Origin of the sequence: Cryobacterium glucosi (assembly GCF_004402235.1) — a bacterium.
Classification (GTDB): Bacteria; Actinomycetota; Actinomycetes; order Actinomycetales; family Microbacteriaceae; genus Cryobacterium; species Cryobacterium glucosi.
The window spans coordinates 60,460-83,261 of record NZ_SOFS01000016.1 but is presented as its reverse complement, the minus strand read 5'-3'; the positions used below and the strand labels follow the sequence as shown (position 1 = coordinate 83,261).

Annotated in this window: 22 protein-coding genes; 7 read left to right on the top strand and 15 right to left on the bottom strand. The window is 67.6% G+C overall.

What is annotated here, in order from left to right; all coding sequences use genetic code 11:
* The first annotated feature begins 148 nt into the window (after positions 1 to 148).
* From E3O46_RS06980 to E3O46_RS06970, 5 genes are all read left to right on the top strand, one after another.
* Complete coding sequence (locus tag E3O46_RS06980) at positions 149 to 442, top strand: hypothetical protein (protein WP_134561399.1); 294 nt, start codon at positions 149 to 151, stop codon at positions 440 to 442.
* On the top strand, positions 435 to 812 hold the full coding sequence (locus E3O46_RS18985) for a helix-turn-helix domain-containing protein (protein WP_420897722.1): 378 nt from the start codon (positions 435 to 437) through the stop codon (positions 810 to 812). The genes E3O46_RS06980 and E3O46_RS18985 overlap by 8 nt, the downstream gene beginning before the upstream one ends.
* Positions 813 to 883: 71 nt before the next feature.
* Entirely contained in the window at positions 884 to 2,014 is a 1,131-nt protein-coding gene (locus E3O46_RS06975; RefSeq protein ID WP_134561398.1) for a phage major capsid protein, read from the top strand.
* A gap of 181 nt (positions 2,015 to 2,195) precedes the next feature.
* Positions 2,196 to 2,345: a hypothetical protein gene (locus E3O46_RS18235; RefSeq protein WP_166791038.1), complete on the top strand. Its 150-nt coding sequence runs from the start codon at positions 2,196 to 2,198 to the stop codon at positions 2,343 to 2,345.
* Positions 2,346 to 2,526: 181 nt separating this feature from the next.
* The gene (locus E3O46_RS06970) at positions 2,527 to 3,060 is read left to right on the top strand and encodes a hypothetical protein (protein WP_134561397.1); all 534 of its coding nucleotides are present in this window, start codon (positions 2,527 to 2,529) and stop codon (positions 3,058 to 3,060) included.
* 35 nt (positions 3,061 to 3,095) lie between these two features.
* Here the strand turns inward: E3O46_RS06970 and E3O46_RS06965 are convergent, their stop codons facing one another.
* From E3O46_RS06965 to E3O46_RS06925, 10 genes are all read right to left on the bottom strand, one after another.
* Positions 3,096 to 4,127 (bottom strand): pentapeptide repeat-containing protein, encoded by a 1,032-nt coding sequence (locus E3O46_RS06965; protein ID WP_166791037.1) that lies wholly within the window; start codon positions 4,125 to 4,127, stop codon positions 3,096 to 3,098.
* An 83-nt stretch (positions 4,128 to 4,210) separates the two neighbouring features.
* On the bottom strand, positions 4,211 to 4,384 hold the full coding sequence (locus E3O46_RS18230) for a hypothetical protein (protein WP_166791036.1): 174 nt from the start codon (positions 4,382 to 4,384) through the stop codon (positions 4,211 to 4,213).
* 661 nt (positions 4,385 to 5,045) lie between these two features.
* Positions 5,046 to 5,972: a hypothetical protein gene (locus E3O46_RS06960; RefSeq protein WP_134561395.1), complete on the bottom strand. Its 927-nt coding sequence runs from the start codon at positions 5,970 to 5,972 to the stop codon at positions 5,046 to 5,048.
* Positions 5,969 to 6,859, bottom strand: a complete 891-nt coding sequence (locus tag E3O46_RS06955; protein ID WP_241985131.1) for a ComEA family DNA-binding protein — start codon at positions 6,857 to 6,859, stop codon at positions 5,969 to 5,971. Before E3O46_RS06955 ends, E3O46_RS06960 begins: the two co-directional genes overlap by 4 nt.
* 167 nt (positions 6,860 to 7,026) lie before the next feature.
* On the bottom strand, positions 7,027 to 9,621 hold the full coding sequence (gene leuS, locus E3O46_RS06950; protein ID WP_134446069.1) for a leucine--tRNA ligase: 2,595 nt from the start codon (positions 9,619 to 9,621) through the stop codon (positions 7,027 to 7,029).
* A gap of 59 nt (positions 9,622 to 9,680) precedes the next feature.
* A complete protein-coding gene (locus E3O46_RS06945; protein WP_134446070.1) occupies positions 9,681 to 11,189 on the bottom strand; it encodes an anthranilate synthase component I family protein in 1,509 nt (502 codons plus the stop codon).
* Between the two features lie 87 nt (positions 11,190 to 11,276).
* Positions 11,277 to 12,959, bottom strand: coding sequence for a thiol reductant ABC exporter subunit CydC (gene cydC, locus E3O46_RS06940; RefSeq protein ID WP_134561394.1), 1,683 nt, complete (start codon positions 12,957 to 12,959; stop codon positions 11,277 to 11,279).
* Positions 12,952 to 14,676, bottom strand: a complete 1,725-nt coding sequence (gene cydD / locus E3O46_RS06935; RefSeq protein WP_134558355.1) for a thiol reductant ABC exporter subunit CydD — start codon at positions 14,674 to 14,676, stop codon at positions 12,952 to 12,954. Before cydD ends, cydC begins: the two co-directional genes overlap by 8 nt.
* Positions 14,677 to 14,770: 94 nt before the next feature.
* Positions 14,771 to 15,775, bottom strand: a complete 1,005-nt coding sequence (cydB, locus tag E3O46_RS06930; protein WP_134561393.1) for a cytochrome d ubiquinol oxidase subunit II — start codon at positions 15,773 to 15,775, stop codon at positions 14,771 to 14,773.
* Between the two features lie 9 nt (positions 15,776 to 15,784).
* Positions 15,785 to 17,197, bottom strand: a complete 1,413-nt coding sequence (locus tag E3O46_RS06925) for a cytochrome ubiquinol oxidase subunit I (RefSeq protein ID WP_134446074.1) — start codon at positions 17,195 to 17,197, stop codon at positions 15,785 to 15,787.
* 97 nt (positions 17,198 to 17,294) lie between these two features.
* Here E3O46_RS06925 and E3O46_RS06920 point away from each other — a divergent pair, with 97 nt between their 5' ends.
* Both E3O46_RS06920 and E3O46_RS06915 read left to right on the top strand, forming a co-directional pair.
* Positions 17,295 to 17,681, top strand: a complete 387-nt coding sequence (locus E3O46_RS06920) for a BlaI/MecI/CopY family transcriptional regulator (RefSeq protein WP_134446075.1) — start codon at positions 17,295 to 17,297, stop codon at positions 17,679 to 17,681.
* A 10-nt stretch (positions 17,682 to 17,691) separates the two neighbouring features.
* Positions 17,692 to 18,651, top strand: coding sequence for a M56 family metallopeptidase (locus E3O46_RS06915; RefSeq protein WP_241987356.1), 960 nt, complete (start codon positions 17,692 to 17,694; stop codon positions 18,649 to 18,651).
* 83 nt (positions 18,652 to 18,734) lie between these two features.
* Here E3O46_RS06915 and E3O46_RS06910 read toward each other — a convergent pair whose 3' ends face one another.
* The 5 genes from E3O46_RS06910 to E3O46_RS06890 all read right to left on the bottom strand — a co-directional run bounded on the left by E3O46_RS06910 (position 18,735) and on the right by E3O46_RS06890 (position 22,771).
* Entirely contained in the window at positions 18,735 to 19,661 is a 927-nt protein-coding gene (locus tag E3O46_RS06910; protein ID WP_134446076.1) for an ABC transporter substrate-binding protein, read from the bottom strand.
* Between the two features lie 2 nt (positions 19,662 to 19,663).
* Positions 19,664 to 20,401 (bottom strand): ABC transporter permease, encoded by a 738-nt coding sequence (locus tag E3O46_RS06905; RefSeq protein ID WP_134446077.1) that lies wholly within the window; start codon positions 20,399 to 20,401, stop codon positions 19,664 to 19,666.
* Complete coding sequence (locus E3O46_RS06900) at positions 20,398 to 21,096, bottom strand: ABC transporter permease (RefSeq protein WP_134446078.1); 699 nt, start codon at positions 21,094 to 21,096, stop codon at positions 20,398 to 20,400. The genes E3O46_RS06905 and E3O46_RS06900 overlap by 4 nt, the downstream gene beginning before the upstream one ends.
* Complete coding sequence (locus E3O46_RS06895; protein ID WP_134446079.1) at positions 21,093 to 21,983, bottom strand: ABC transporter ATP-binding protein; 891 nt, start codon at positions 21,981 to 21,983, stop codon at positions 21,093 to 21,095. The genes E3O46_RS06900 and E3O46_RS06895 overlap by 4 nt, the downstream gene beginning before the upstream one ends.
* Positions 21,984 to 22,069: 86 nt before the next feature.
* Positions 22,070 to 22,771, bottom strand: coding sequence for a TetR/AcrR family transcriptional regulator (locus tag E3O46_RS06890; RefSeq protein WP_241975252.1), 702 nt, complete (start codon positions 22,769 to 22,771; stop codon positions 22,070 to 22,072).
* Positions 22,772 to 22,802 lie beyond the last annotated feature (31 nt).

Genomic DNA, 22,802 nt, shown 5'->3' with positions numbered 1-22,802 from the left:
GAACCCGTGCGCGTGCAACCGGCCGATCGGCCAGTACCCGTCACGGACCTCACGTGCTCCGTCCCCGGCTGCGCACAAGGGCTCTGGCACCCAGAGAGCAAAGCACTGGGCGTATGTGCCCGACACCGACCCGAAAGGACTACCCCGAATGTCTGAAATTGATTTGACTGCTGTCCTGTTCGCGGCGGGCCGCACTCTCGACGAGCAGCGAGCCGCCCTCGATGGCGCTCTCGACTCGCTCCCGTTTGACGAGAGCCAGCGACTCTTATCGGAGGCTCTTCTCCAGTTCTCGGATCTCGCTCTGAGCATCCTCGAAACGGCCGTCGCACTCGGCGGCGACGCGGCAATCCTCGTCCGGGCCATTGTCGACGACCACTTGGCACGAGAGATCCTGACGGACCTCGACGACGACCTAGACGATCTGGGGCTTGGGGATGCGTAACCCGTACGTCATCGAAGGTCACTCGGTGACCGTGCCAGCGCGCATAGCCCGGATGCTCGTTCAGAACGGCGTTGTGCGTGGACTCCGGCAGCGGTTCGCAAACGACCTCGAACTGGAAATGGTGCTCCAGGGATGCGAAAGAATCGCCCAGTTCCCCGCCAATACCGCACGGGGAACGGAATTCGCTGAACTCGCGGAACTGCCCGCACCATTGCTCTTGAGCACGCAACAAGTAGCAGCAAGGCTCCGAATCACACCGCGAGGTGTGCGTGCCGCGATCGCTCGCGGCGATCTCGGGGCCGAACTGGTCAACGGTCGGTGGGTAGTTACTCCCGATCAAGTCGCTCGATTCGCCAAGTCAAGACCCTAGCTAAATACGCATTCCACATCACCGCAGGCTCGGGCATGAGCTAGCAACCCTTCCCCCAAGGAGCTAGTCAATTGATCCCCGAACTGAAGAAGAAACGGCGCGCCGAATGGACCGCCGCGAACGATATCCTCCGTGCCGCCGATTCGGCCAAGCGCGGCCTGACGGCAAGCGAAGACCGCGAGTACAACGAGCACATCGAGAACATCAGCGCACTCGATTCTCGAATCGACGCCATCGAGGAGAACCAGCGCAGCGCCCAAAACGCTGAAAGCTTCATGACCCAGATCCTGAGCGGCGGGAGCTCGATCAGCACCGCAGAGCGCGCACTCCCAACGATCTCCGAATACCGAGATCAGGAGCGCGCACTCGGCAATGGTTCCGTCGGCGTCACCCTCGGCCAGTCCAACTTCGCGAAGTGGACTGACCGACTCCGCTCGGCGTCCGTGTTCCTGAAGGCTGCACCTCGACTCGTTGAGGTGCCGATGAACTCGTTGAGCATTCCCGTCGTGTCGGCGTCCGTGACCGTCGGTGCCCGGGACGAGAACACCGTCATCAGCCCGTCGGACCCCACGATTGCCGGGGTCACGTTGCAGCCAGTGTCTTACGCCGCCCTCAGCCTCGTCTCGAACGAAGCGATTCGCGACAGTGATGGCGGTGTGGTTGACCTCGTCACCACCGACCTGATCCGCAGCACCGCGACGAAGGTCGACGGCACGTTCTTCGCCGGAACCTATGCTGCGTCCCCGTACCGCACCGCTGGGCTCACCACACTCGCGGGCATCGGGAACATCGCCAAGACCGGCGACCACGACCTCGCGTCGATCTCCGACGCGCTGTCCACGTTGCAGGGCGCGGGCGCGAACACCGACCGGCTCGCGTACTTCATCAACCCCGTCGACTACGCGAAGATCCGCAAGCAGCTCGACACCACGAACCGGCCCCTGCTGACCCCGGACATGTCCGCCACCGGCAACCAGTCCATCTTCGGAGTTCCGATCTTCATCTCAGCCAACGTGCCCGTGAAGAAGAGCATCATGCTCGACCTCGATCAGGTCATCGTCGGCATCGGCGCGGCCGTAACCATGGACCTGTCCGAGCACTACGCGTTCAACAGCAACGCGACAGCGCTCCGCATCACGACCCGGGTCGATGTGCAGGCCCTCAACAAGGCCGGCCTCTGCACCGTTACGTCCACCACCTAAAGACCGGGCGTCAACTACCCCTCCGGAGCGTGAGACACACGGCCGGAGGAACGGATGGTACGGCGCAGGGACCTCCATCCCCCTATCGACGCCGACCAGCGCCCCAGATGCCGCCCCGCCCCGACTTGCCCCGGGCCGGGGCGGCATCACACACTCACCCCCGAACGCGAAGGAACCTGGCATGCGTAACTGGATCACCAACGCCCTAGAGATCGCAGGTGCCGCCCTGATCGTGACGGGCGCAGCGTTCGTGTCACCCCCGACCGCACTCATCGTCTTCGGTGTCGGCCTGTACCTGATCGGCGTCAGGTACCAGCACGACGAGCCGTGACCATGAACACCGCGACACCAGCACCCGGGCACACCACCACACCGGGACAGACACAGTCACCGATCACCGCAGACCGGGCCCAAGACAGCCGCCGCCACACCAACCGATTTTTTAGAGATCGAAGGCACGGACGACCGCGCCCGCTTCCTTTTTCTCTCTCGCACGGTGAAGGGGGCTACGCATGCGCAGCGTGAAGTACCCCGGGAAGAGTCCTCATGGCAGTGAGCAGCGTTACCGGTGGGAGCTCGCGAATCAGGGCGGCGCGTGCCCCGTTTGCAAGGCTGCGAACACGCAGCGTGCGCGTGATCGTCGTGACCGTTCGCGTAGGGCGGGCATCGAGCGCGCTGTGGTGGCCGTGGAGGTCAACGGGACGGTTGACCCGGACGACCTACTCGATATCGGCCCGTTGGAGCGTGCGGTGCGCATGGATCTCGCCGGGGTGTCCGGTCCTGGCACCGAGACGTTACGGCAGACGGCCCTGGCCCTGGCACGGGAGGTGGACTCGTCGACGAGCCGTCAGGCGAAGGCCCCTCTGGCGAAGCAGCTCACGGAGGTTATGGAACGTCTGATCAAGCCGACCGTCCGGACGCCGGAGGAAGAACTCGCCGTGCTCCTAAAGGAATTCGAACAGCCGCTCACGTTGGATGCGCGGATTGATCGATGGTCAGCAGAGGTCTTGAGTGTGCCCCTTGACGAGAATGGGTCTTTTCGGTGACGGGAGCGGCCTCACTCGCTTGGAGAAAGCAGAACTCAGCCGTTTTCGATCTTCGTAGGGATCGAGGGTATGTGCCCATGTGGCCAAATAGTCGAGATATCCCAAGATCCAGCTTTTTCGAGTTGTTCGGATGACCAACCGACCACGCTCGTGAGATTCGCACCGTTTAGTCGGGATTGGTTCAGCTGCGCGTCCGTCAAAATCGCGCCCTGTAAGGATGCACCGTCCAGGTATGCACCATAGAGGTGCGCTCCTGACAAGTTCGCGTCCCTCAAGTTCGCGTTTTCCAGGTGCGTCCCCAGCAGCCACGATGTCGTCAGATTGGCCTCAACGAGGTTCGCTGAGCGCAAATTCGTGTCGAAAAGATTCGCACCGCTCATGTAAGCGGACATTAGTAATGCTCTGTGCAAGTTCGCACCTGAAAGGCTCACGTCATTGAGAGACGTTGCATTCACCATTTCGACAGAGCCAAGTTGAGCGCCACTTAGGTCGATTTGGCGGTCCCCTATTTGCAGTTTGACATCACGACGCGACAACACGGTTGCCGCCGCAAGGATGTCGACGGGGGCACTGAATAGAACCTGAGGGTCGTTGACTTCCAGTTCCTTTGCCGCCCGTGGAGCGTCCATGCGGACGAACGCTGCGAGTACGTCTTCGACCGTTTCACGGTCCCCAGTAGAGTCCCTGGCGATTCGTTCCAGGGCGTAAACACCACCCAAGCGAATTGTCAGATTGTCTGAGCCCAGCTGGGTTATCGCAGCCGTATAGCGGTCGGTGTAGTTGGAATCCTGCTGAAGCCTGTTGGTAGCCCGCTCCACGATGCTTCGTTGGTGGGTGTAGTAAATGCCAACGAGAGCAAGGAGACCGCCGCCCATGAAGACCACGGACTGTCGAACCCCAGCCACCGCTGTTATTCGGTCTGCAATGGCGAGTCCGCTCGATTGATCCACCCACCGCTCGGGCACGTACGCGACGGCCGCGACAAAGGCCAACAACCCCACGAGAATCAGAACTATCCGCCAGTGATCGGCAAAGGCATCTTTCGCACTTTTCATCAGGGACTTCACATCTCCGACACTAGCGACCACTTTGTCACGTACGTGACAACGAGACTCCCCGCCGATCCCGAAGGACCGACGGGGAGAAGCGGCTACGCCGTTGCGGGCTGCGTCATTGACTGGACAGCATCGAACGCGGCAACCGCCGTGCGGATGAAGTCCAGGATGACCTTGACCGTGTCGACTTTCGGACGGTGCTGCCAGATCTTGATCAGCGCCGAGTTGAGCCAGACGTAAGCGCCATCGACGCGCTCGTAGACCTGCATCTGCAGCCATGGCTTGACGAAGGCTTGAGCCCTGCTACATTTGGTAAGAACCAGGCGCCTCCACTGAGGTGGGAGCGCACAGCTGATGGGCGATGGAAACATACAGTCCTTATCCGTGACTAGCCGAGTGATATTCGGTTCGCCGCATTTGTTTTGATTCGTGGAGAAAACAGGTTGTACCTAGAACTCATATCTAGGTAGGGCGTTTTTGCGCCTTGACCACAGTCTGCAGTAGAAAAATCGCGGTAATTACAGCTGTGTAGTTATCCACATGCTTGTCCACGACAATCGTGGTGCTTTCCCCATGTCTATCCACAGACACGATCTTTTTGCTCCAGTGAACTAGGGGCATCGGGCACGTTCTCCACAGATTTGTGCTCAATTCCACAGATTTGCGCTTAGGACTTTCCACACCTGTGGAATTGAGCGAATTCAGCGTCGATCCGCGCCAGGAGCATGGCTAATTTTCAAACGGGTGTGGGACCAGCTCAACAAGTCGACACTCTGGGCATACCCGCCGCACTCTGAAACCGTATGGAGTGTTCACCGTCGCCACGTCCATCTCGTGGCCGCACGCGGGACACGCCGGGCCGTCCCACGGTATGCCGTCGTCTTCCATCACACGATTCTGCCCCAAGTGGCAGCCTTTCGCGTATAACGGTCACTCATGACGGACTAGCGAGCTGGACTTCATCGCCGCGTCGAGGTCGTCGCCGACGGCACTCGTGTCGCCGATCGCGAGCCCGGGCAGGAGCGCTCCCCCGTCACCGGGGAGGGTTGCGGCCGCGGCGACGAAGCGGGCGCGCAATTCGTCGGCCCAGTCGAGCCACCACGGCGCTTCGGCGACGGGCACCGGTCGTCCGTCGCCGAAGACCAGCAGCGCGGCGGAGTCGCCCGGCTCCGTGGACACGAGTGTCGCGTCCAGGCTCACGGTCGCACCGATCCGCAGGCTCTCCCCCGGCGCCGCTGCGAACACGAGGACCGGAACGGACAGGCCGTCCCCGGTGTCGTGCGCGGCTGCCCTGGCCGAACCGGTCCCCGCGCCCAGTGCGACGAGGGTGCCCCTGAACCGGATGCGCCCGCTCCCTGCACCGGCGCCGGGATCGGCATCGGCACCGGCATCGGAACCACCGAATCCCGACAGTGCCGGGGCCCTGGCCGGCACGGAACCGACCACGATCCGCGCCGCGACAGGCACATGGGCCGCCGCGATCTTCGCGACGCCGGCCGGCAGTCGGGCGGGTGCCGCGACCGCGACGAGCGAGGCCAGGAGGGCCGCGGCCGTGCAGCAGACCAGGACGGTTCCCGCGGTCACCGTCCGGTTCGCGGGCAACCGGGTCGCCAGGCGCCGGATCGCCCGGCGGATCCCCGCGCCGGCCGCGGGGCTGGACACCGAGCGCGGGTATCCCCTGCGCGCCACGAGGACCGCGTATCCGGTCACAGCGAGCACGGCCCCCCACAGGGCCGCCGCGGCCGGCCCTGCGGACACCGGGGCGCCCGTGAGCCACCAGGCCGTCGCCCAGGCCGTCGCCGCGGGGATCACGAGGCGTGCGTCCGCCCTGGAACTACCTCCCGTCGGCGGCCTCACACCGTCACGAGGTCTTTCAGGACCTCGAAGGTCTTGTCTCCGATCCCGGTCACGTTCCGGAGGTCCTCGATGGCGGCGAAGGGTCCGTTCGCGGACCGGTAGTCGACGATGCGCTGCGCCATGGCCGGGCCGATCCGTGGCAGCGCGTCCAGCTCGGACACCGTCGCCCGGTTGAGATTGATCTTCACCGCCGGAAGACCGGCCGCTCCACCTGAACCGGCCGCGCTTCCGCCGGTGCCGCCGATGCCACCGGTGCCGGCCGCTCCACCCGGTACCGTCTCACCGATGGCGGGCAGGTAGACCTGTTCGCCGTCCGCGAGCGGCCGGGCGAGATTGGTCCCTGCCGGATCGGCCGCCGCGGTGAATCCCCCTGCAGCCGACACGGCGTCGACCACGCGGGCACCGACCGGCAATTCGAACAGGCCCGGCCGGAGGACGGCACCGAGGACGTGCACGAGGATGACGGGTGTGCGAGCGGCGTCCGGAGACGGCGAGGCCCGCCCCGTTCCGGAGCCGGCCGCTCCGGAGGCAGGACCCTTGTCTGGGGAGGCCGGCGGGGACGCCGTCGACGTTCCGCGGCCTGCGGCTCCGCCCACCGCGGAGACGAGGACCTGCCGCCCGGCCTGCGGCCCGAGCGCGGTGACGATCACCGCGATGAGGAGAGCGGCCAGCACAAGCACGACCGCCGCGCCCAGGCCCATCCGGAGCCTGGCCCGGTTCGGCCGGCGGGCGGACGGCGAGAGGGTGTCGAGCGGCGACATCCGTTCGGGAAACGGCTCAGCCGCGTCGGCGGGGTTCGGCTCCAGGTCGTGACCCTTGCCGGACCGCCCTCCCTGCCCTGTCCCGGGTTCCCCGTCCGGCCAGGACGAGGGTCGTGGAGTCTCCATCCGGGCAGGCTATGCGCGCCGCCCCGCGGGGCGCCGGCCCGGGCCGGACCGGTGGACAACCGGACCGGCCCCAGGCCTGTCGAGGGCGCGCAACGCGCATCGGCGAGGGCACTCACTGGCACCTCGAGGATCCTCGAGGTGCCTCAGGACCTCACGACGTCAGGACCTCAGACGGGCTTGGTGACGATGCTCACGAGCTTCGGCGCCCGCACGATCACGTGGACGATCTCCCGGTCTCCGATCGAGCGAATGACCGATGCGGATGCGCGGGCGAGGCCCTCGAGGTCGTCAGCGGAGATCTTCGGCGAGACCACGAGGCGCTCGCGCACCTTGCTGTCGACCTGCACGATCGCCGTGACGGACTCCTCGACGAGGAGCCGCGGGTCGGCCTTGCGCCACTGGGCGAGCGCGACGCACGGCTCGTAGCCGAGGCGCTGCCACATGTCCTCCGCGGTGTACGGCGCGAAGAGGTTGAGCGCCATGGCGGTCGCCTCAGCGGCCTCCCGCACCGCGGCATCGGCCGGGCCTGCGCCGGTGTCGATGACCTTGCGGGTCGCGTTCACGAGCTCCATCAGGCGTGCGACGACGACGTTGAACTTGAAGGACTCGATCAGGCCGGGCGCGTCGGCGAGGAAGCGGTGCGTGACCCGGCGGAGGGCGGGGTCACCGGTCTTCCACAGCACGTCGGGTGCGCTCGTGACGTCCTTGGCCATGCGCCAGGCGCGGGCGAGGAACTTGGCCGAGCCGACCGGGGAGACGTCCGCCCAGTCGATGTCGTCCTCCGGCGGGCCGGCGAAGGCCATCGTGAGGCGCACGGCGTCGACGCCGAACTGGTCGATCTCCTCGGTGAAGTAGACGAGGTTGCCCTTGCTCTTGGACATCTTGGTGCCGTCGAGGATGACCATGCCCTGGTTGAGCAGTGCGGTGAACGGCTCGGTGAACGTCACGTAACCGAGGTCGAAGAGCACCTTGGTGATGAACCGGGCGTAGAGCAGGTGCAGGATCGCGTGCTCGACGCCGCCGACGTACTGGTCGACGGGAGCCCACTTCTCGGCTTCCTTCGGGTCGAAGGCCTGGGTGTCGTCGTTCGGGTTCAGGAACCGGAGGAAGTACCAGGAGCTGTCGACGAAGGTGTCCATCGTGTCGGCGTCGCGGCGCGCAGGGGTGCCGTCGATCGGGTTGGGTACGTTGACCCAGTCCGTGGCGCCGCCGAGCGGCGAGGTCCCCTTCGGCTTGAGATCGAGGCCCTCCGTCGAGGGCAGCAGCACCGGCAGCTGGTCTTCGGGCACGGGGATCTCTGCGCCGTCCTGGCCGTGGATGATCGGGATCGGGGTGCCCCAGTAACGCTGGCGGGAGATGAGCCAGTCGCGCAGCCGGTAGTTCTTCGCGGCCCTTCCGGTGCCGTCCTGGGTGAGCTGCTCGACGATGCGCTTGATCGCGTTGTTCTTGCTGAGGCCGGTGAGGGCTCCGGAATTGATCAGGCGGCCTTCCCCGGCCAGCGCGACACCGGTTTCTGCCGGATCGAGCGGCGTGGGGTCGAGCGGCAGTTCCTCCGTGCCGTCGATCATGCCGGGCGTGATCACGGGCAGGGTGCCGGTCAGGGGCGCCGTCGTGTCGACGACGACCCGGACGGGCAGGTCGAACTTCCGGGCGAAATCGAGGTCGCGCTGGTCGTGTGCGGGAACGGCCATCACGGCGCCATGTCCGTAGTCCGCGAAGACGTAGTCTGCGGCCCAGATCGGCAGGCGTTCGCCGTTGACGGGGTTGATCGCGAAACGTTCGAGGAAGACGCCGGTCTTCGGCCGGTCGGTGGCCTGGCGCTCGATGTCCGTGCTCTTCTGCATCTGCACGAGGTAGTCCTGGAAGCGTTTGCGCACCTCGGGAGTGGAGTCGGCGACGAGCTCGGCGGCGAGGTCGGAGTCGGGGGCCACGACCATGAAGGTCGCGCCGAAGAGGGTGTCCGGGCGGGTCGTGAAGACGCTCACGACGGCCTCCCGGCCCTCGATGGCGAAGTCGACGTCGGCGCCGATGGAGCGGCCGATCCAGTTGCGCTGCATGTTGAGGACCTTGGCCGGCCAGGTGCCCTCGAGCTGGTTGAGGTCGTCGAGCAGGCGGTCGGCGTAGTCGGTGATCTTGAAGTACCACTGGGTGAGCTTCTTCTTGATCACGATCGCGCCGCTGCGGTCGCTCGTGCCGTCCGGCAGGACCTGCTCGTTCGCGAGCACGGTCTGGTCGATCGGGTCCCAGTTGACCCAGCTGTCCTTGCGGTAGGCGAGGCCCTTCTTGTACAGCTGCAGGAACAGCCATTGGTTCCACTTGTAGTACTCGGGGTCGCTCGTGTGCAGTTCGCGCGACCAGTCGAAGGAGGCGGCGTAGAGCTTCATGCTCTTCTTCTGCTGCGCGATGTTGTCATAGGTCCAGCCGCGCGGGTCGATGCCGCGCTTGATGGCCGCGTTCTCGGCGGGAAGGCCGAAGGAGTCCCAGCCGATCGGGTGCAGCACGTTGAAGCCCTGCTGGCGCCAGTACCGGGCGACGATGTCGCCGAGCGCGTAGACCTCGGCGTGGCCCATGTGCAGGTCGCCTGAGGGATACGGGAACATGTCGAGCACGTACTTGCGCGGACGGGTGTCGTCGGGGTCGCTCGTCCGGAACGGTTCGAGCTCGTCCCAGATGGGTTGCCACTTCGCCTGGATCGCGGCGAAGTCATAGACGTCCTCGTCGATCTCTACGCCGTATGGGGTGCGGTCGTGCTCGTGTGCCACGGGGCTCTCATTCTGGTGATTCGGGCGTGAACGCTTCACAGTCCAAGCTTCTAGGTTACTCAACCCGCGCCGGTAACGAGGTCAGGGCCGCAACCGAGCACGGTCAGGAGCGCCGCGGCCTTGATCCGGGTCTCCTCGACCTCCTCCGCCGGGACGGACAGGGTGGTGATTCCGCCGCCGGTTCCGATCGAGGCTCCTGCGGGATCGAGGACGATGCTGCGGATCACCATGGCGAGGTCGACGGCTCCGTCGCGGCCGAAGTAGCCGAACGCACCCGAGTAGATGCCGCGCGGACCGTCCTCGAGGCCGCGCAGCAGGCTGACGGCGCTCTGCTTGGGCACCCCCGTCATCGAACCGGCCGGGAAGCAGGACCGGACGGCATCCGTGCCCGTGAGCCCCGCGGCGAGGCGCGCCTCGACCGTGCTCACGAGCTGGTGGACGTGCGCGTAGCTCTCGACGTCGAGGAGGCGGGTGACGGCGACGGTGCCGAGTTCGGCCACCCGGCCGAGGTCGTTGCGCATCAGGTCGACGATCATCAGGTTCTCGGCGCGTTCCTTGTCACTCGCGGCGAGGTCGGCGCGGAGGCCGGCATCGGAGGCGGGATCCGCGGAACGCGGCCTGGTGCCCTTGATCGGTTTGCTCGAGAGGCTGCCGTCGGTGCCGACGGTGAGGAACTGCTCCGGCGATGCGCTCAACAGGGCGGTGTCCCCGAAGCGCAGCAGGCCGCCGTGGTGGCTCGGGCTGCCGGCCCGCAGCCGATGGTAGGCCACGACGGGGTGCGGTCGCACGTCGACGGTGATTTCGTTGGTGAGGCAGAGCTGGTAGGCGTCCCCCGCGGCGATGAAGGCCTGGCAGCGTTCGATCAGTGCCGCGTAGTCGGCTGAGCCGTGCCGCCAGCGGGCGCGGGGCGGTGATCCGGGCTGCTCGGGCGCGACGTCCGCCGCAGCTACCGTGCCGGCCGACGACAGTGGATGCCGCGCCGCAGGAGAACTGTCCCGTCGCGCCCGCACGGCGCGGGCCCAGTCCTCGGCAAGGCGGGCCGGCTCCCCCGGCTGCCTGCGGGCGAGCAGGGTGACGGTGCGGCTCTCGTGGTCGAAGGCGAGCATCCGGTCGACCTCGAGCAGGGCGGCGTCGGGGTAGCGCGAGGGAGGCTGCGGCACGTCCAGGGTCTGGGCGCCGAGCTCGTACCCGAGCCAGCCGACCCAGCCGAGGTGGAAGCCGCTAGCTCCCTCGCCGCCCGGCGAGCCGCCAGGCGTGGCGAGATCGGTGCTGAGAAAGTCGAAAACGGTGCCGGTGCTCGTGGCGGGCACGGTGAGCGGGTCGCCGGGAACCGTCACGGTCACGGTTCCATCCATTACCGAGGCGGTCACGAACCGGGAGCGTTCGGTCGGCCCGGCGAGATAGCTGAAGCCGGCCTGCGCGCCGGGGCCGGCGTCGAGCCAGATCGCGTGGGCACTGTCCCGGTAGAGCGCGTCGAAGGCATCCGCCGGGTCCCACCAGCCGTCGAGGTCCCAGCGTTCGACGTCGCCCCTGCCGGGACTGCGACGAGGACGGGCTGATGCGGACACGCCCCCAGCCTAGGGCGCTCGCCGGACCGGACCGGCAGATTCAGACGGGCGGGCCCGGGAGTGCCGGACGGGCTCGGACGCGCAGGGTCAGGCGGGAAGGGTCACCCGGGCGGTGATGAGCTCATCGGGCACCGGGGTGTGCGAGATGAGCAGGACGGCCCTGCCGTCCTCTGTCGCCGTCGCAAGGATGTCCCGAACGAGACGGTCGCCCTGCGCCTCGTCCACGTTCGCGGTGGGTTCGTCGACGACGAGCACGGGGAAGTCCGCCAGGAGCGCCCTGGCGAGGGCGATCCGCTGGGCCTGGCCGCCGGAGACGAGGGCACCGCGTTCGCCGACCCTCGCGTCCAGTCCTCCGCGCTGTGCGGTCCAGTCGCCGAGGCCGACCCGGTCGAGCACGGCGAGCAGGTCGTCGTCGCTCGCGGTTTCCCTGGCGAACAGCAGGTTCTGGCGGATGCTGTCGTCGAAGAGCCAGGGTTGTTGCTCGCACAGTCCGACGACGCGGCGCACGGCGGAGGGTGCGAGCGTGTTCGCCTCGACGCCGTCGAGCGTGTACGAACCGGTGTAGTCGAGGAAACGGACGAGCACCTGCGCGAGCGTGGTCTTGCCGGCGCCGCTCGGGCCGGCGAGGTGGACGCGTTCACCGGGGCCGAGGCGGAGGGTCACGCCGGAGACGCCGGGCTCCGTGGCGCCGGGCCAGGAAGCGCCGACCCCTCTCAGCAGCAGCACAGGCTGCGCGGACATGGCGGCGACGGCGTCCCGCCCGGAATCGGCGTCGCTCTCGATCGGGATCTCCAGCGGGACCGTGGTGGGTACGGCATCCGCAACACGTTGGGCGCTCGATCGCACCTGGCGCCAGGCGCCGAGGGCGGCCGGCACGACGGCGAAGATCTCGAAGACCGCCATCGGAACGAGCACGATCACGGCGAAATCGGGGCCGGGCAGGCTGCCGCCCGAGAGCCCGCCGAACCCGGCGAGCAGCGCTGCGACGGTCGCGGCGCCCGCGAAAAGGGAGAGCACGGCGCCCTGGATGCCGACGCCGACGGATCGGCGCAGGGTGGCCAGGCGCAGCCGGTCGTCGGCGCCGGCCAGCCCTTCGAGACGGGCGTCGAGCACTCCGAAGGCCGTGAGCACGTCGATGTTCTCGACGAGTTCGAGCACCCGGTCGGCGAGGTCCCCGCGGAGTGGAGCGAGCTCCCGCTCGGAGCCGGCGGCGACGCTCCCCGACGCGGCCGTGCCGAGCACTCCGGCGAGGACGAGACAGAGCGCCAGTCCGAGGGCCGCGAGCGGCGAGAGCAGCCAGACGCCCACGACGCTCACCACGGCGAGCATCCCGGCCGTTGCCAGCGGTTGCACGACCCGCAGCGGGAAGTCCTGCAGGTCGTCGACGTCCCGGACGAGACGCGTGAGCAGGTCACCGCGGCGGGTGTTCGCGAGTCCAGCGGGGGCGAGCGGCAGGATGCGTTCGAAGACGCCGACCCGGAGCGCTGCGAGCTGGCGGAAGGCGGCATCGTGGCTCGTGAGCCGGTCGAGGTAGCGGAACGCGGAGCGGCCGAGGGCGAAGGCGCGCACGCCGACGATCGCCATCGACAGGTAGAGGATCGGCGGCTGTTCGGCGGCGCGGGTGATCAGCCAGGCGCTCGTCGCGAGCAGGGCCACGGCGGAGAGGGCGCTCGCGACGCCGGCGGCCAGCCCGGGCAGGAAACGCCGCGTGGACGGCTGGGCGAGCCGCAGGATCGCGCGGACCCTGGCGGGGGGCAGGAACTCAGACATGGGCGTCCTCCCCGAGCGAAACGGCGGATGCCGGCACCTCGGACACCGGGACGACCTGCAGAACGAGGTCGGCCGCGGCGACGACGGCCGGTCGGTGGCTCACCACGATGACGATCGTGCCGGCGGCCGCGAGCTCGCGAAGGCCCGCGATCAACCGGCCTTCTGCGGCCTCGTCGAGGGCGGAGCTCGGTTCGTCGAGGACGAGCACCGGGCATCGGTCCGCCAGCGTGCGATAGATGGCCCTCGCCGCGGCGACGCGTTGAGCCTGGCCGCCCGAGAGACCGTCCCCGTTCACGCCGAGGGCTGTCCCTGGGTCCAGGTCGCCGCCGCCGGCGAGGTCGAGTGCGCGGGCCACGAGGGCCTTGTCGACGCCGGGGGCGCCGAGCGCGACGTTGTCTGCGATCGTCCCGGAGAGGAGTCCCGGCCGTTGGCCGGCCCAGGCGAGCCAGGGCCGAGGACCCCCGGGCACGACGGCCGTTTCGCCGAGGGTGATGGAGCCGGAATACGGCACGAAGCCCTGGAGGGTCGCGACGAGGGTCGACTTGCCCGCGCCGCTCGGCCCGGCGATGACCGCGAGCCGGCCGGGCGCGAGCGTCGCGCTGAACGCGGCGAGCGTCACGGTCGTTCCGCGTCGCACGGTGACCGCGTCGAAGCGAAGGGAGCCCGTCGGCGTCGTGACCGAAGCCGGCACCGCAGGCGCCGCGGCATCCGCTGCATCCGCTGTCTTCGCTGAATCCGCTGTCTCCATCGCCGTCCCGGCTGCCGGACCGCCCTCGATGATCAAGAAGACTTCTTCGGCCGCGGCGAGTCCGTCGGCGGCGGCGTGGAACTGAACGCCGATCTGGCGCACCGGGAGGAACGCCTCCGGCGCGAGCAGCAGCACGAAGAGTCCGACGCCGAGTCCGAGCGAGCCGTCGACGAGCCGCAGGCCGATCGACACCGCAACGAGCGCGACCGAGAGGCTCGCCCCGAGCTCGAGCACGAAGCCGCTCAGGAATGACACCCGGAGCACCTTCATGGTGCGAGCCCGGTAGTCCTCGGTGATCGTGCGCACCCGTTCGGTCTGCCGGCGTTCCCTGCCGAAGATCTTGAGGGTGCCGAGGCCGCCGACGAGGTCGAGGAAGCCGGTGCCGAGCCGCTGCAGCGACTCCCACTGCTGCTTCTGTACGGCCTGGGTGGCCTGGCCGATCAGGACCATGAACAGCGGAATGAGCGGGAGCACGATGATCACCGTGATGCCGCTCGGGAGGTCCTGCCACAGCATCACGAGCACGAGGATCGGCGTCGCGATCCCGGCGAGGAGCAGCTGCGGCAGGTACCTGGCGAAGTAGTTGTCGAGGGCGTCGAGCCCCTGGGTCGCGAGGGTGGAGACGCGTGCGCCCTGCTGGCCGGCAAGCCAGTCCGGGCCACGCTCGGCGACCCCGCGCAGTACCCGGGTGCGCAGCTGGCTCTTGACGGATGCCGCGCCGCGGCTCGCCGCGACCTCGAGCAGCCAGACGAGCGCGGCGCGCAGGACCACGACCGCGGCGATCCCCCCGACGTACGGACCGAGTTCGGTCACGTCGTGGCCTCCCACCGCGAGCGTGATCACCTGGCTGAGCAACCAGGAGAAGACGACGACGACGAGCGTCTGCGCCAGACCGAGCACGGCACCGATGACCAGGAACCACCGCGCGGCAGAGGCGTAGCGGAGCAGCCGGGGGTCGAGGGGTCGCATGTACTCGTTCTGTTCGGTGGAAACTGTTCGCCGGTAACTATTCGGTGGCGGCGGTCGCGGCAACTACAGCTGGCGCAGCGGGAGCGCCCGCAGGTCAGAGCGCGGCGAGCTCGATGCTACTGCGGCTGACGCGCTTGCGCAGGACCCAGTATGTCCAGCCCTGGTAGAGGAAGATCACCGGGGCGGCGATCACCGCGGTCCACGTCATCACCTGGAGCGTGTACGGCGTCGACGACGCGTTGTCGATGGTCAGGCTGTTCGCGGCATCGTTGCTCGCCGGCATCACGTCCGGGAACAGCGAGGCGAACAGGGTGAGCACGGCCAGGCCGATCGTCGCCGCCATCAGCGTGAATGCCCAGCCCTCTTTGCCGCGGAGGTTGAGCAGGAACGACCCGATCAGCGCGACGGCCGCGGCAGCGGCGAACAGCGCGGTGAAAAGGCTGCCGAACGCGAGCACGGTCCAGAGCAGGAACGACGCTGCGACGACGATCGTCACGAGCCCTGCCTTGGTGGCGAGCTTGCGGGCACGAAGGCGGATGTCCCCTTCGGTCTTGAGGGAGACGAAGACGACGCCGTGGGTGAAGAACAGGAGCAGCGTCGTCACCCCGCCGAGGAGGGCGTACGGGTTGAGCAGGTCGAAGAAGGTGCCGGTGTAGTTGTGCCCGGCATCGAGCTGGACGCCCTGGACGACGTTGGCGAATGCGACGCCCCAGAGCAGGGCAGGGAGGGCGCTGCCGACGACGATCATGCCGTCGAACCACTTCTTCCATTCGGATTCCGGCCGCTGGTGCCGGTACTCGAAGGAGACCCCGCGCGCGATCAGCGCGAGGAGGATCACGAGCAGGGCGAGGTAGAAGCCGCTGAACATCGTCGCGTACCACTCGGGGAAGGCGGCGAACAACGAGGCGCCCGCGACGATGACCCAGGTCTCGTTGAGGTCCCAGACCGGTCCGATCGAGTTGATCAGCACCCGGCGGTCGGTGTCGTCCTTGCCGAGGAAGGGCAGGGACATGCCGACGCCGAAGTCGAAGCCGTCGAGGACGAAGTAGCCGATGAACATCACGGCGATGATCCAGAACCAGAGAATGTTGAGTTCCATCAGTTGCTCCTAGTAGACCGTGACGCGCTGGGGGGTGATGCCGGTCTCAGCGTCCGGCACCGGGGCATCCTCTGGGCCCTTCCGCACGGCACGGAGGATGAGCCGGAACTCGACGACCGCGAGGGCGCCGTAGATCAGCGTGAAGGCGATGAGGGAGATCAGGATGGTCAGGCCGGTCACGTTGGGCGAGACGCCGTCCTGGGTTTTCAGGAGCCCGAACACGAGCCAGGGCTGACGACCCATCTCGGTGAAGACCCAGCCGACGCTCATGGCGGCGAGGGAGAACGGGAAGGACCAGATGGCGACCTTCCAGACCCAGGTGGCCCGGGGGCTGCGGCCCTTGCGGGTGAGCCAGAGGCCGACCACGGCGACCAGGATGTGCGCGATGCCGAGTCCGATCATCCAGCGGAAGGCCCAGTAGGTGACCCAGATCATCGGGGTGTAGTCGCCGGGCCCGTACAGCGTCGTGTACTGGTCCTGCAGGTTGTTGATGCCTTCGACGGTGCCGTCGAGGGTGTGCGTGGAGAGGAACGAGAGCAGGTAGGGGATGCGGACGGAGAACAGTTCGCTCACGCCGTCGGGGGTACCGAGGGTGAAGAGCGAGAAGGACGCGTTGGCGCCCGTCGCCGTGTGGTACATCGCCTCGGCCGCGGCCATCTTCATCGGCTGGGCCTTGACCATCGCGAGGCTCAGGGAGTCGCCGAAGACGGTCGTCAGGGCACCGGAGATGACCATCATCCACAGGCCGAACTTGAGCGCCGGACGCATCGTGTCGACGTGCTGCTTGCGGTAGAGGTGGAACGCGGCGACCGAGATGATCAGGCCGGCGGACACCATGAAGCACGCGAAGATCGTGTGCGGGAACGAGGCGAGCGAGATCGGGTTGGTCAGCAGCGTGCCGATGTCGGTCAGCTCGGCCCGGCCACGTTCCTCATTGATCCGGAAGGCGATCGGGTTCTGCATGAAGGCGTTCGCCGCGAGGATGAAGTACGCGGACGCGATCGATCCGACCACGGTCAGCCAGATCGTCGCGAGGTGCAGTCCCTTGGGCAGCTTGTCCCAGCCGAAGATCCACAGACCGATGAAGGTGGCCTCGAGGAAGAACGCGGTGATGCCCTCGAAGGCGAGCGGTGCGCCGAAGACGTCGCCGACGAAGCGGGAGTATGTCGACCAGTTCATGCCGAACTGGAACTCCTGCACGATGCCGGTGACAACGCCCATAGCGAAGTTGATCAGGAAGAGCTTGCCGAAGAAGTGCGTGAGCTGGAGCCACTTGGTCTTGTCGGTGCGCACCCATGCGGTCTGGAAAATCGCGACGGTCAGGGCGAGGCCGATCGTGAGCGGGACGAACAGGAAGTGGTACACGGTTGTCAGTCCGAACTGCCATCTCGATAGCAGCAGCGGGTCAAGCCACTCGTTCATGCGCCCTCCCGGCGATCGTCATTTCTACGGTACGTAGAAAATATACACTTCTACACCCCGTAGAAGAAGGCGGAACGGCATACTAAACTCCCTGACTATGGGAAGTCTCGGTGTGCTGGAGAGATTGCTGATGGATGTCCTCTGGGATTCCGGGGAATCGTTGCCGGCGAATGAATTGCGTGACCGCCTGCTCACGCCGGCCGCGAGTGCAGCGAACCGCAAGCCGCTCGCAACCACGACCGTGCTCACGGTGCTGTCGCGTCTCGAAACCAAGGGCTTCGTCGTTCGAGACCGGGGCATCCGCCCGCATCGCTACCGTGCCATGACGACCCGCGCCGAACACACTGCAGGGCTGATGCACGAGGTGCTGGGCTCCGCCCCCGACCGGCAGGATGCCCTCGCCCGGTTCATCGGCAATGTCAGTCCCCAGGAGGCGGAGACTCTCCGCCGCCTCCTCGAAACGATCCCGTTGCACCGCGAGTGAACCGGTCGTCGTGCTGACGACGGCGCTCGCCCTCGGCGTGCTCGCGGTCCTGCTGGCCTGGCCGGTTCCGGTGCTGCTCGCGCGGTCCGCCTGGCCGGCAGGCTCCCCCGGCGTCGCCCTCGTGCTCTGGCAGTCGATCGCCCTCGCGGGCGGGCTCGCGATGATCGGGGCGCTCCTCGTCTACGGGCTGATCCCGTTCGGCGCGAACCCGGTCGCCGGCATCCGCTCGCTCGCCGACCACCTCGCGACCGGCTCGGTCCCGGCAGGCACCTCCCTCGACCACGTTCTCGCCCTCTGCGGGGCGCTCCTGCTCGGCGGTCACCTCGTACTCAACCTCGCCGTGACCTTCGTGCACGCGGAGCGCCAGCAGCGCAGGCACCTCAACCTGGTCCGGCTGCTCAGCGAGCCCCTCGAGGGACGACCGGGCACCCGCGTCATCGACCACGCCTCCCCGGTCGCATACTGCCTGCCGAGCGTGACGCACTCGGCGACGGTGCTCTCGCGCGGGTTGCTCAGCCTGCTCGACCCGCCGCAGGTACGCGCCGTCGTCGCCCACGAGGAGGCCCACCTCGCCCAGCGGCACCACCTCGTGCTCGTCGCGTTCAAGTCCTGGCACAGTGCCCTGCCCTGGTTCCCGATCGCGAACCGGGCCGAGAACGCCGTCGCCCTTCTCGTCGAGATGCTCGCGGACGACCAGGCCAGGCTCGCCGTCGACGACCACACCCTCGCGACGGCGATCGCGCTCGTCGGCTCTGCGGGGCTCGGCCGGTCGCCTGAGGCCCGGTTCTCCGCCGGGGCGGCGGATGCCGCGGCGTTCGTTTCCCGCGACCGTCCCGTCGATCTCGTCACGCCCCGGGTCCGCCGGCTGCTGACCCCGCCGCCCCGCCTCACCGCGGCGGCCTCCGTCGCCGTTCTCGGCTCTGCCGCTGCCCTCCTCGTCCTGCCGGCCGTGCTCCTCGCCCAGGCCTGAGCGGACACAGACAGGACCGCCCGGCTGCGAGGCAACCGGGCGGTCCTGGACGTCGCGGGTGACCGCGATGAGAGAGCGACGAACTAGAAGAGCTTCGCCTGCGCGAGCCACGCGGAGGCGATCTTGTCCGCCGACTCCTTGTCGTTGACGCTCTGGGCGTTGAGGCTCACGAGGTCCGCAGCGGTCATCGCCGCGCTGATCTTGTTGAGGACGCCGGCAGCCTTCTCGTCGACCTTGCTGGAGACGATGGGCACGACGTTGTCCGGGAAGAACAGGCCGTCGGGGTCGGAGAGGGCGACGAGGTTGTTCGACTTGATGTTCGGGTCTGCCGTGTAGATGTTGGCGAGCTGGATCTTGTTGTCGACCAGCGCCTTGACGGTGAGCGGTCCGCCGTTGTCCTCAACGGGCACGAATCCGGCGATCGTGATGCCGTACTTGTCCTTGAGCGCCGTCGGCCCGTATGGCCGCGTCTCCAGTTCGGAGTTGCCGCCGACCGTGATGGGCTCGGTGACGTTCTTCAGGGAGGCGAGATCGGTGAGCTTGTAGGTGTCGACGAAGGCCTGGGTCGCTGTCCACGAGTTCTGGTCGCTCGCGTCGGACTTGTCGAGGGCGGTCAGGCCGCTCGGGAGGGCCTTGACGAGCTGGTCGTGAACGGCATCGCTCGTTCCGCCGGCCGCGGCCTTGTCGAGCGCCTGCAGCAGGCTTCCGGTGTACTCGGGGAAGACGTCGATCGACCCGGACTTCAGCTCGGGCAGGTAGACCTCGCGCTGTCCGATCCGGAACTGGCGGTCGACGGTGAATCCGTTCGACTCGAGCGCCTGGGCGTAGATCTCGGCGATGATCTCGTTCGAGTAGTAGTCCTGGGATCCGACGACGAGTGTCGTCGGTGCGCTCGACGCGTTACTTCCGGTGCCCAGTGGATTACTGGACGCACACCCTGCAAGGGCTACGACGGCCCCAACCGCGACCGCGGCGACTGCCGCGAGCCGGCCTTTTTTCGCTGTGAACATTGTCAGATTCCTTTCGTGATGGCGGGTTCCATCCCCGGGCGACGTCGGGTCGACGCCTTCCGGTCGACTGGGGGGCGTCCGACTGCGACGCCGCGGGGTACGACGAGTTTCTGGAGACCGGCGAACAGGCCCTCGAGAACGAGGGCGAGCAGGATCACCAGGATCGACCCGCCGAGCATCTGGGCGTAATCGTTGGTTTTGAGCCCCGCGAAGAGGAACCGGCCGAGCCCGAAGTCGGCGACGTATGCGGCAAGGGTAGCCGTTGCGACGACCTGCAGGGTCGCCGACCGCAGCCCGCCGATGAGCAAGGGCAGTCCGAGGGGTATCTCAACGTGGCGCACGATCTGAAGCTCCGTCATGCCGACGGCCCTCGCCGCGTCGATCGTCGCGCGGTTGACCGCCTCGAACCCGGTGTATGCGCCGGCGAGAATGGGCGGGATCGCGAGCACGGTCAGGGCAACGTATGGGGCGCCGAGCCCGATGCCGATCCAGAGGGCGACGAGGGTGAGCAGGCCGAGGGTGGGGATGGCGCGCAACCCGCCGGAGGTCGCGACGGCGATCCCCCGTCCGCGCCCGGTGTGCCCGATCAGGAATCCGACCGGGATGGCGATGACAGAGGCGAGCACGAGGGTCACCACCGTGAAGAGGAGCTGCTCGCCGAGCCGGGCCGGGATCCCGGTCGGCCCGGGATAGTGCGCCGGGTCGAGGAGCCAGGCGACCGCATCCGTGAAGTAATTCATGCGACACTCCGAACGACGGGCATGGGTCCGAGCACCGCAGCGGGTGCCGGGCGGATGCGCCGGGTCCGGCGGGTCCACGGCATCAGCACCCGGCCGAGCAGCACGACAGCCCCGTCAAGCACGAGGGCGAGCAGGACGGTCGCCACGATGCCGGTGATGATCTCGACCTGGATGCCGCGCTGGAAACCGTCGGTGAACAGGCTGCCGAGGCTCTTTGCTCCGATCACGGCGCCGACGGTCGCGAGGCTCACGGTGCTGACGGCGACGACGCGCACCCCGGCGAGGAGCACGGGGCCGGCGAGCGGGAGTTCGACGAGCCAGAACCTGCTCCACGCCGAGAAACCGACCGCGGTGGCCGACTGCCGCACGTCGGGGTCGACGGACGCGAGTCCGTCGGCGACGACACGCACCATGAGCGCGAGCCCGTAGAGGGTGAGTGCGGCGATCAGGTTCGCCGGCGAGCGGAGGCTCGTTCCGATGATCACCGGCAGGATGAACAGGAGCGGCAGGGACGGAATGGCGTAGAACAGGCCGGCGATCGACAGGATCGCCCCGCGGGTCGGCCGGTACCGGTTGGCCAGCCAGCCGAGCGGGAGCGCGAACACGAAACTCAGCAGGATCGGCGGCAGGCTCAGCACGATGTGGTCGAGGGTGCGGAGCCAGACCAGGTCGAGGTTCGACCAGAGCCACGTCACCGGGGCGGGCCTTCCGTCGGTACGATGTGCGGGACGTCTGACCGGGCCCCGCCGGACGGGCCAGCGCCGGAGCGCTGGCCGACGAGAACGCCAGCGGGTCGCCCGTCCGAGTCGACGAGCACGTCCGAGCCGTCCTGGCTCTCGACGTGCAGGGCGCGCTTTCCCCGGTCGGCACCGACGAAGCTCGCGACGAAGTCGTCGGCCGGGTTGGCGAGGATCTCGGCCGGGGTGCCGAGCTGGGCGATCCGGCCGCCCTCCCGCAGGATGGCGATCTGGTCGCCGAGCAGGAACGCCTCGTCGATGTCGTGCGTCACGAACACGACGGTCTTGCCGAGCTCGTGCTGCAGCCGGATGAGCTCCTGCTGCAGCTCCGCGCGCACGATCGGGTCGACGGCGCCGAAGGGCTCGTCCATCAGGAGGATATTGGGATCGACGGCGAGGCCGCGGGCAACGCCGACGCGCTGTTGCTGGCCGCCGGACAGCTGGCTCGGGTACCGGTCGGCGATGGCGCGGTCGAGCCCGACGGTGTCCAGCAGGCGCAGCGCATCCGCCCGCGCCGTCCTGCGCGGCACACCACGCAGAAGGGGCACGGTCGCGACGTTGTCGACGACGGTGCGGTGCGGGAGCAGTCCCGAATTCTGCATCACGTAGCCGATGCTGCGCCGCAGCTTCACGGGTTCGAGGGACGCGACGGAGACGCCGTCGATCTCGATCGTGCCGGACGTCGGATCGACCATGCGGTTGATCATCCGCAGCAGGGTGGTCTTCCCGGAGCCGGAGGATCCGACGAGCACGGTCGTGCGGTGCGAGGGAACCGTGAGGCTGAAGTCGTCGACCGCAAGGGTGCCGTCCGGGAATTCTTTCGTCACCGATCGGAACTCAATCATGGAAGTGGCCCATTCCTCGCTTGATGTCGAATCAACACGTGCCAGCGATCTCCCACCCAATCAGGAAAGCCGCCGGATGCCAAGCTCTACTCAGCAGATTCCAAGACTGGGACTGCTGCACCGTCCTGCTCGAGTTCCTCGCCGTAGTAGCCCGCCAGGTATACCGCGATGACCCGCCTCGCCTCCGCGATGTATCGCTCGTCGCCCAGGACGTTGGACTGGAACCCTCTCGACAGGACCGCTGCGGCCATCTCGACCATGACCTCAAGCCGGAACAGCAGATCCGGCCCGTACGGGAGGCCGAACCGCTCGGAGAGAGCGATTGCGAGCTGGCCGGCCAGGAAGCCGACCTCGATCCCGTCGGCCGGGCTCGCCGAGCTGATCGGAAGCCGTTCCCTGTCGGCGAAGTGCATGATGCGGAAGCCCGGTTCGGTCCGGTACATCTCGACGAAGGCCGTGATGGCGCAGTCGATGGTCTCCCAGGCGGTCTTCGGGTCTGCAAGCTTGATTTCCCTGGCGACGCGGAGTCGATATCGCTGAATGGCCCGCTCACGCAGGGCATGCAGTACTGCGACCCGGTCCGGGTAGTAGCGGTACACGGTTCCGATCGATGCCCCCGCGCGTTCAGCCACCATCGCGGTCGTGATCCGGTCGAAGCCGACCTCGTCGACGACGACGGCAGCGGCATCGAGCAGGCCGGACAGGCGTGCCGTGCTGCGCTGCTGGATGGGTTCGATCCGGACCTGTGCGCCGGCCTCAACGATGTCCCCCTCGAAAAGGTCACTCACTGACACTTGTCCTCCTTGAAGTAGGACCCAA

Bases quoted from the DNA above. Each gene is read 5' to 3' on its own strand.
- E3O46_RS06955 (WP_241985131.1), bottom strand. From the start codon at position 6,859: ATGGAGACTCCACGACCCTCGTCCTGGCCGGACGGGGAACCCGGGACA.
- E3O46_RS06925 (WP_134446074.1), bottom strand. From the start codon at position 17,197: ATGAACGAGTGGCTTGACCCGCTGCTGCTATCGAGATGGCAGTTCGGA.
- E3O46_RS06970 (WP_134561397.1), top strand. From the start codon at position 2,527: ATGCGCAGCGTGAAGTACCCCGGGAAGAGTCCTCATGGCAGTGAGCAG.
- E3O46_RS06920 (WP_134446075.1), top strand. From the start codon at position 17,295: ATGGGAAGTCTCGGTGTGCTGGAGAGATTGCTGATGGATGTCCTCTGG.
- E3O46_RS18985 (WP_420897722.1), top strand. From the start codon at position 435: ATGCGTAACCCGTACGTCATCGAAGGTCACTCGGTGACCGTGCCAGCG.
- E3O46_RS06910 (WP_134446076.1), bottom strand. From the start codon at position 19,661: ATGTTCACAGCGAAAAAAGGCCGGCTCGCGGCAGTCGCCGCGGTCGCG.
- E3O46_RS18230 (WP_166791036.1), bottom strand. From the start codon at position 4,384: ATGCAGGTCTACGAGCGCGTCGATGGCGCTTACGTCTGGCTCAACTCG.
- E3O46_RS06980 (WP_134561399.1), top strand. From the start codon at position 149: ATGTCTGAAATTGATTTGACTGCTGTCCTGTTCGCGGCGGGCCGCACT.
- cydD (WP_134558355.1), bottom strand. From the start codon at position 14,676: ATGCGACCCCTCGACCCCCGGCTGCTCCGCTACGCCTCTGCCGCGCGG.
- cydB (WP_134561393.1), bottom strand. From the start codon at position 15,775: ATGGAACTCAACATTCTCTGGTTCTGGATCATCGCCGTGATGTTCATC.
- E3O46_RS18235 (WP_166791038.1), top strand. From the start codon at position 2,196: ATGCGTAACTGGATCACCAACGCCCTAGAGATCGCAGGTGCCGCCCTG.
- E3O46_RS06895 (WP_134446079.1), bottom strand. From the start codon at position 21,983: ATGATTGAGTTCCGATCGGTGACGAAAGAATTCCCGGACGGCACCCTT.
- E3O46_RS06905 (WP_134446077.1), bottom strand. From the start codon at position 20,401: ATGAATTACTTCACGGATGCGGTCGCCTGGCTCCTCGACCCGGCGCAC.
- cydC (WP_134561394.1), bottom strand. From the start codon at position 12,959: ATGTCTGAGTTCCTGCCCCCCGCCAGGGTCCGCGCGATCCTGCGGCTC.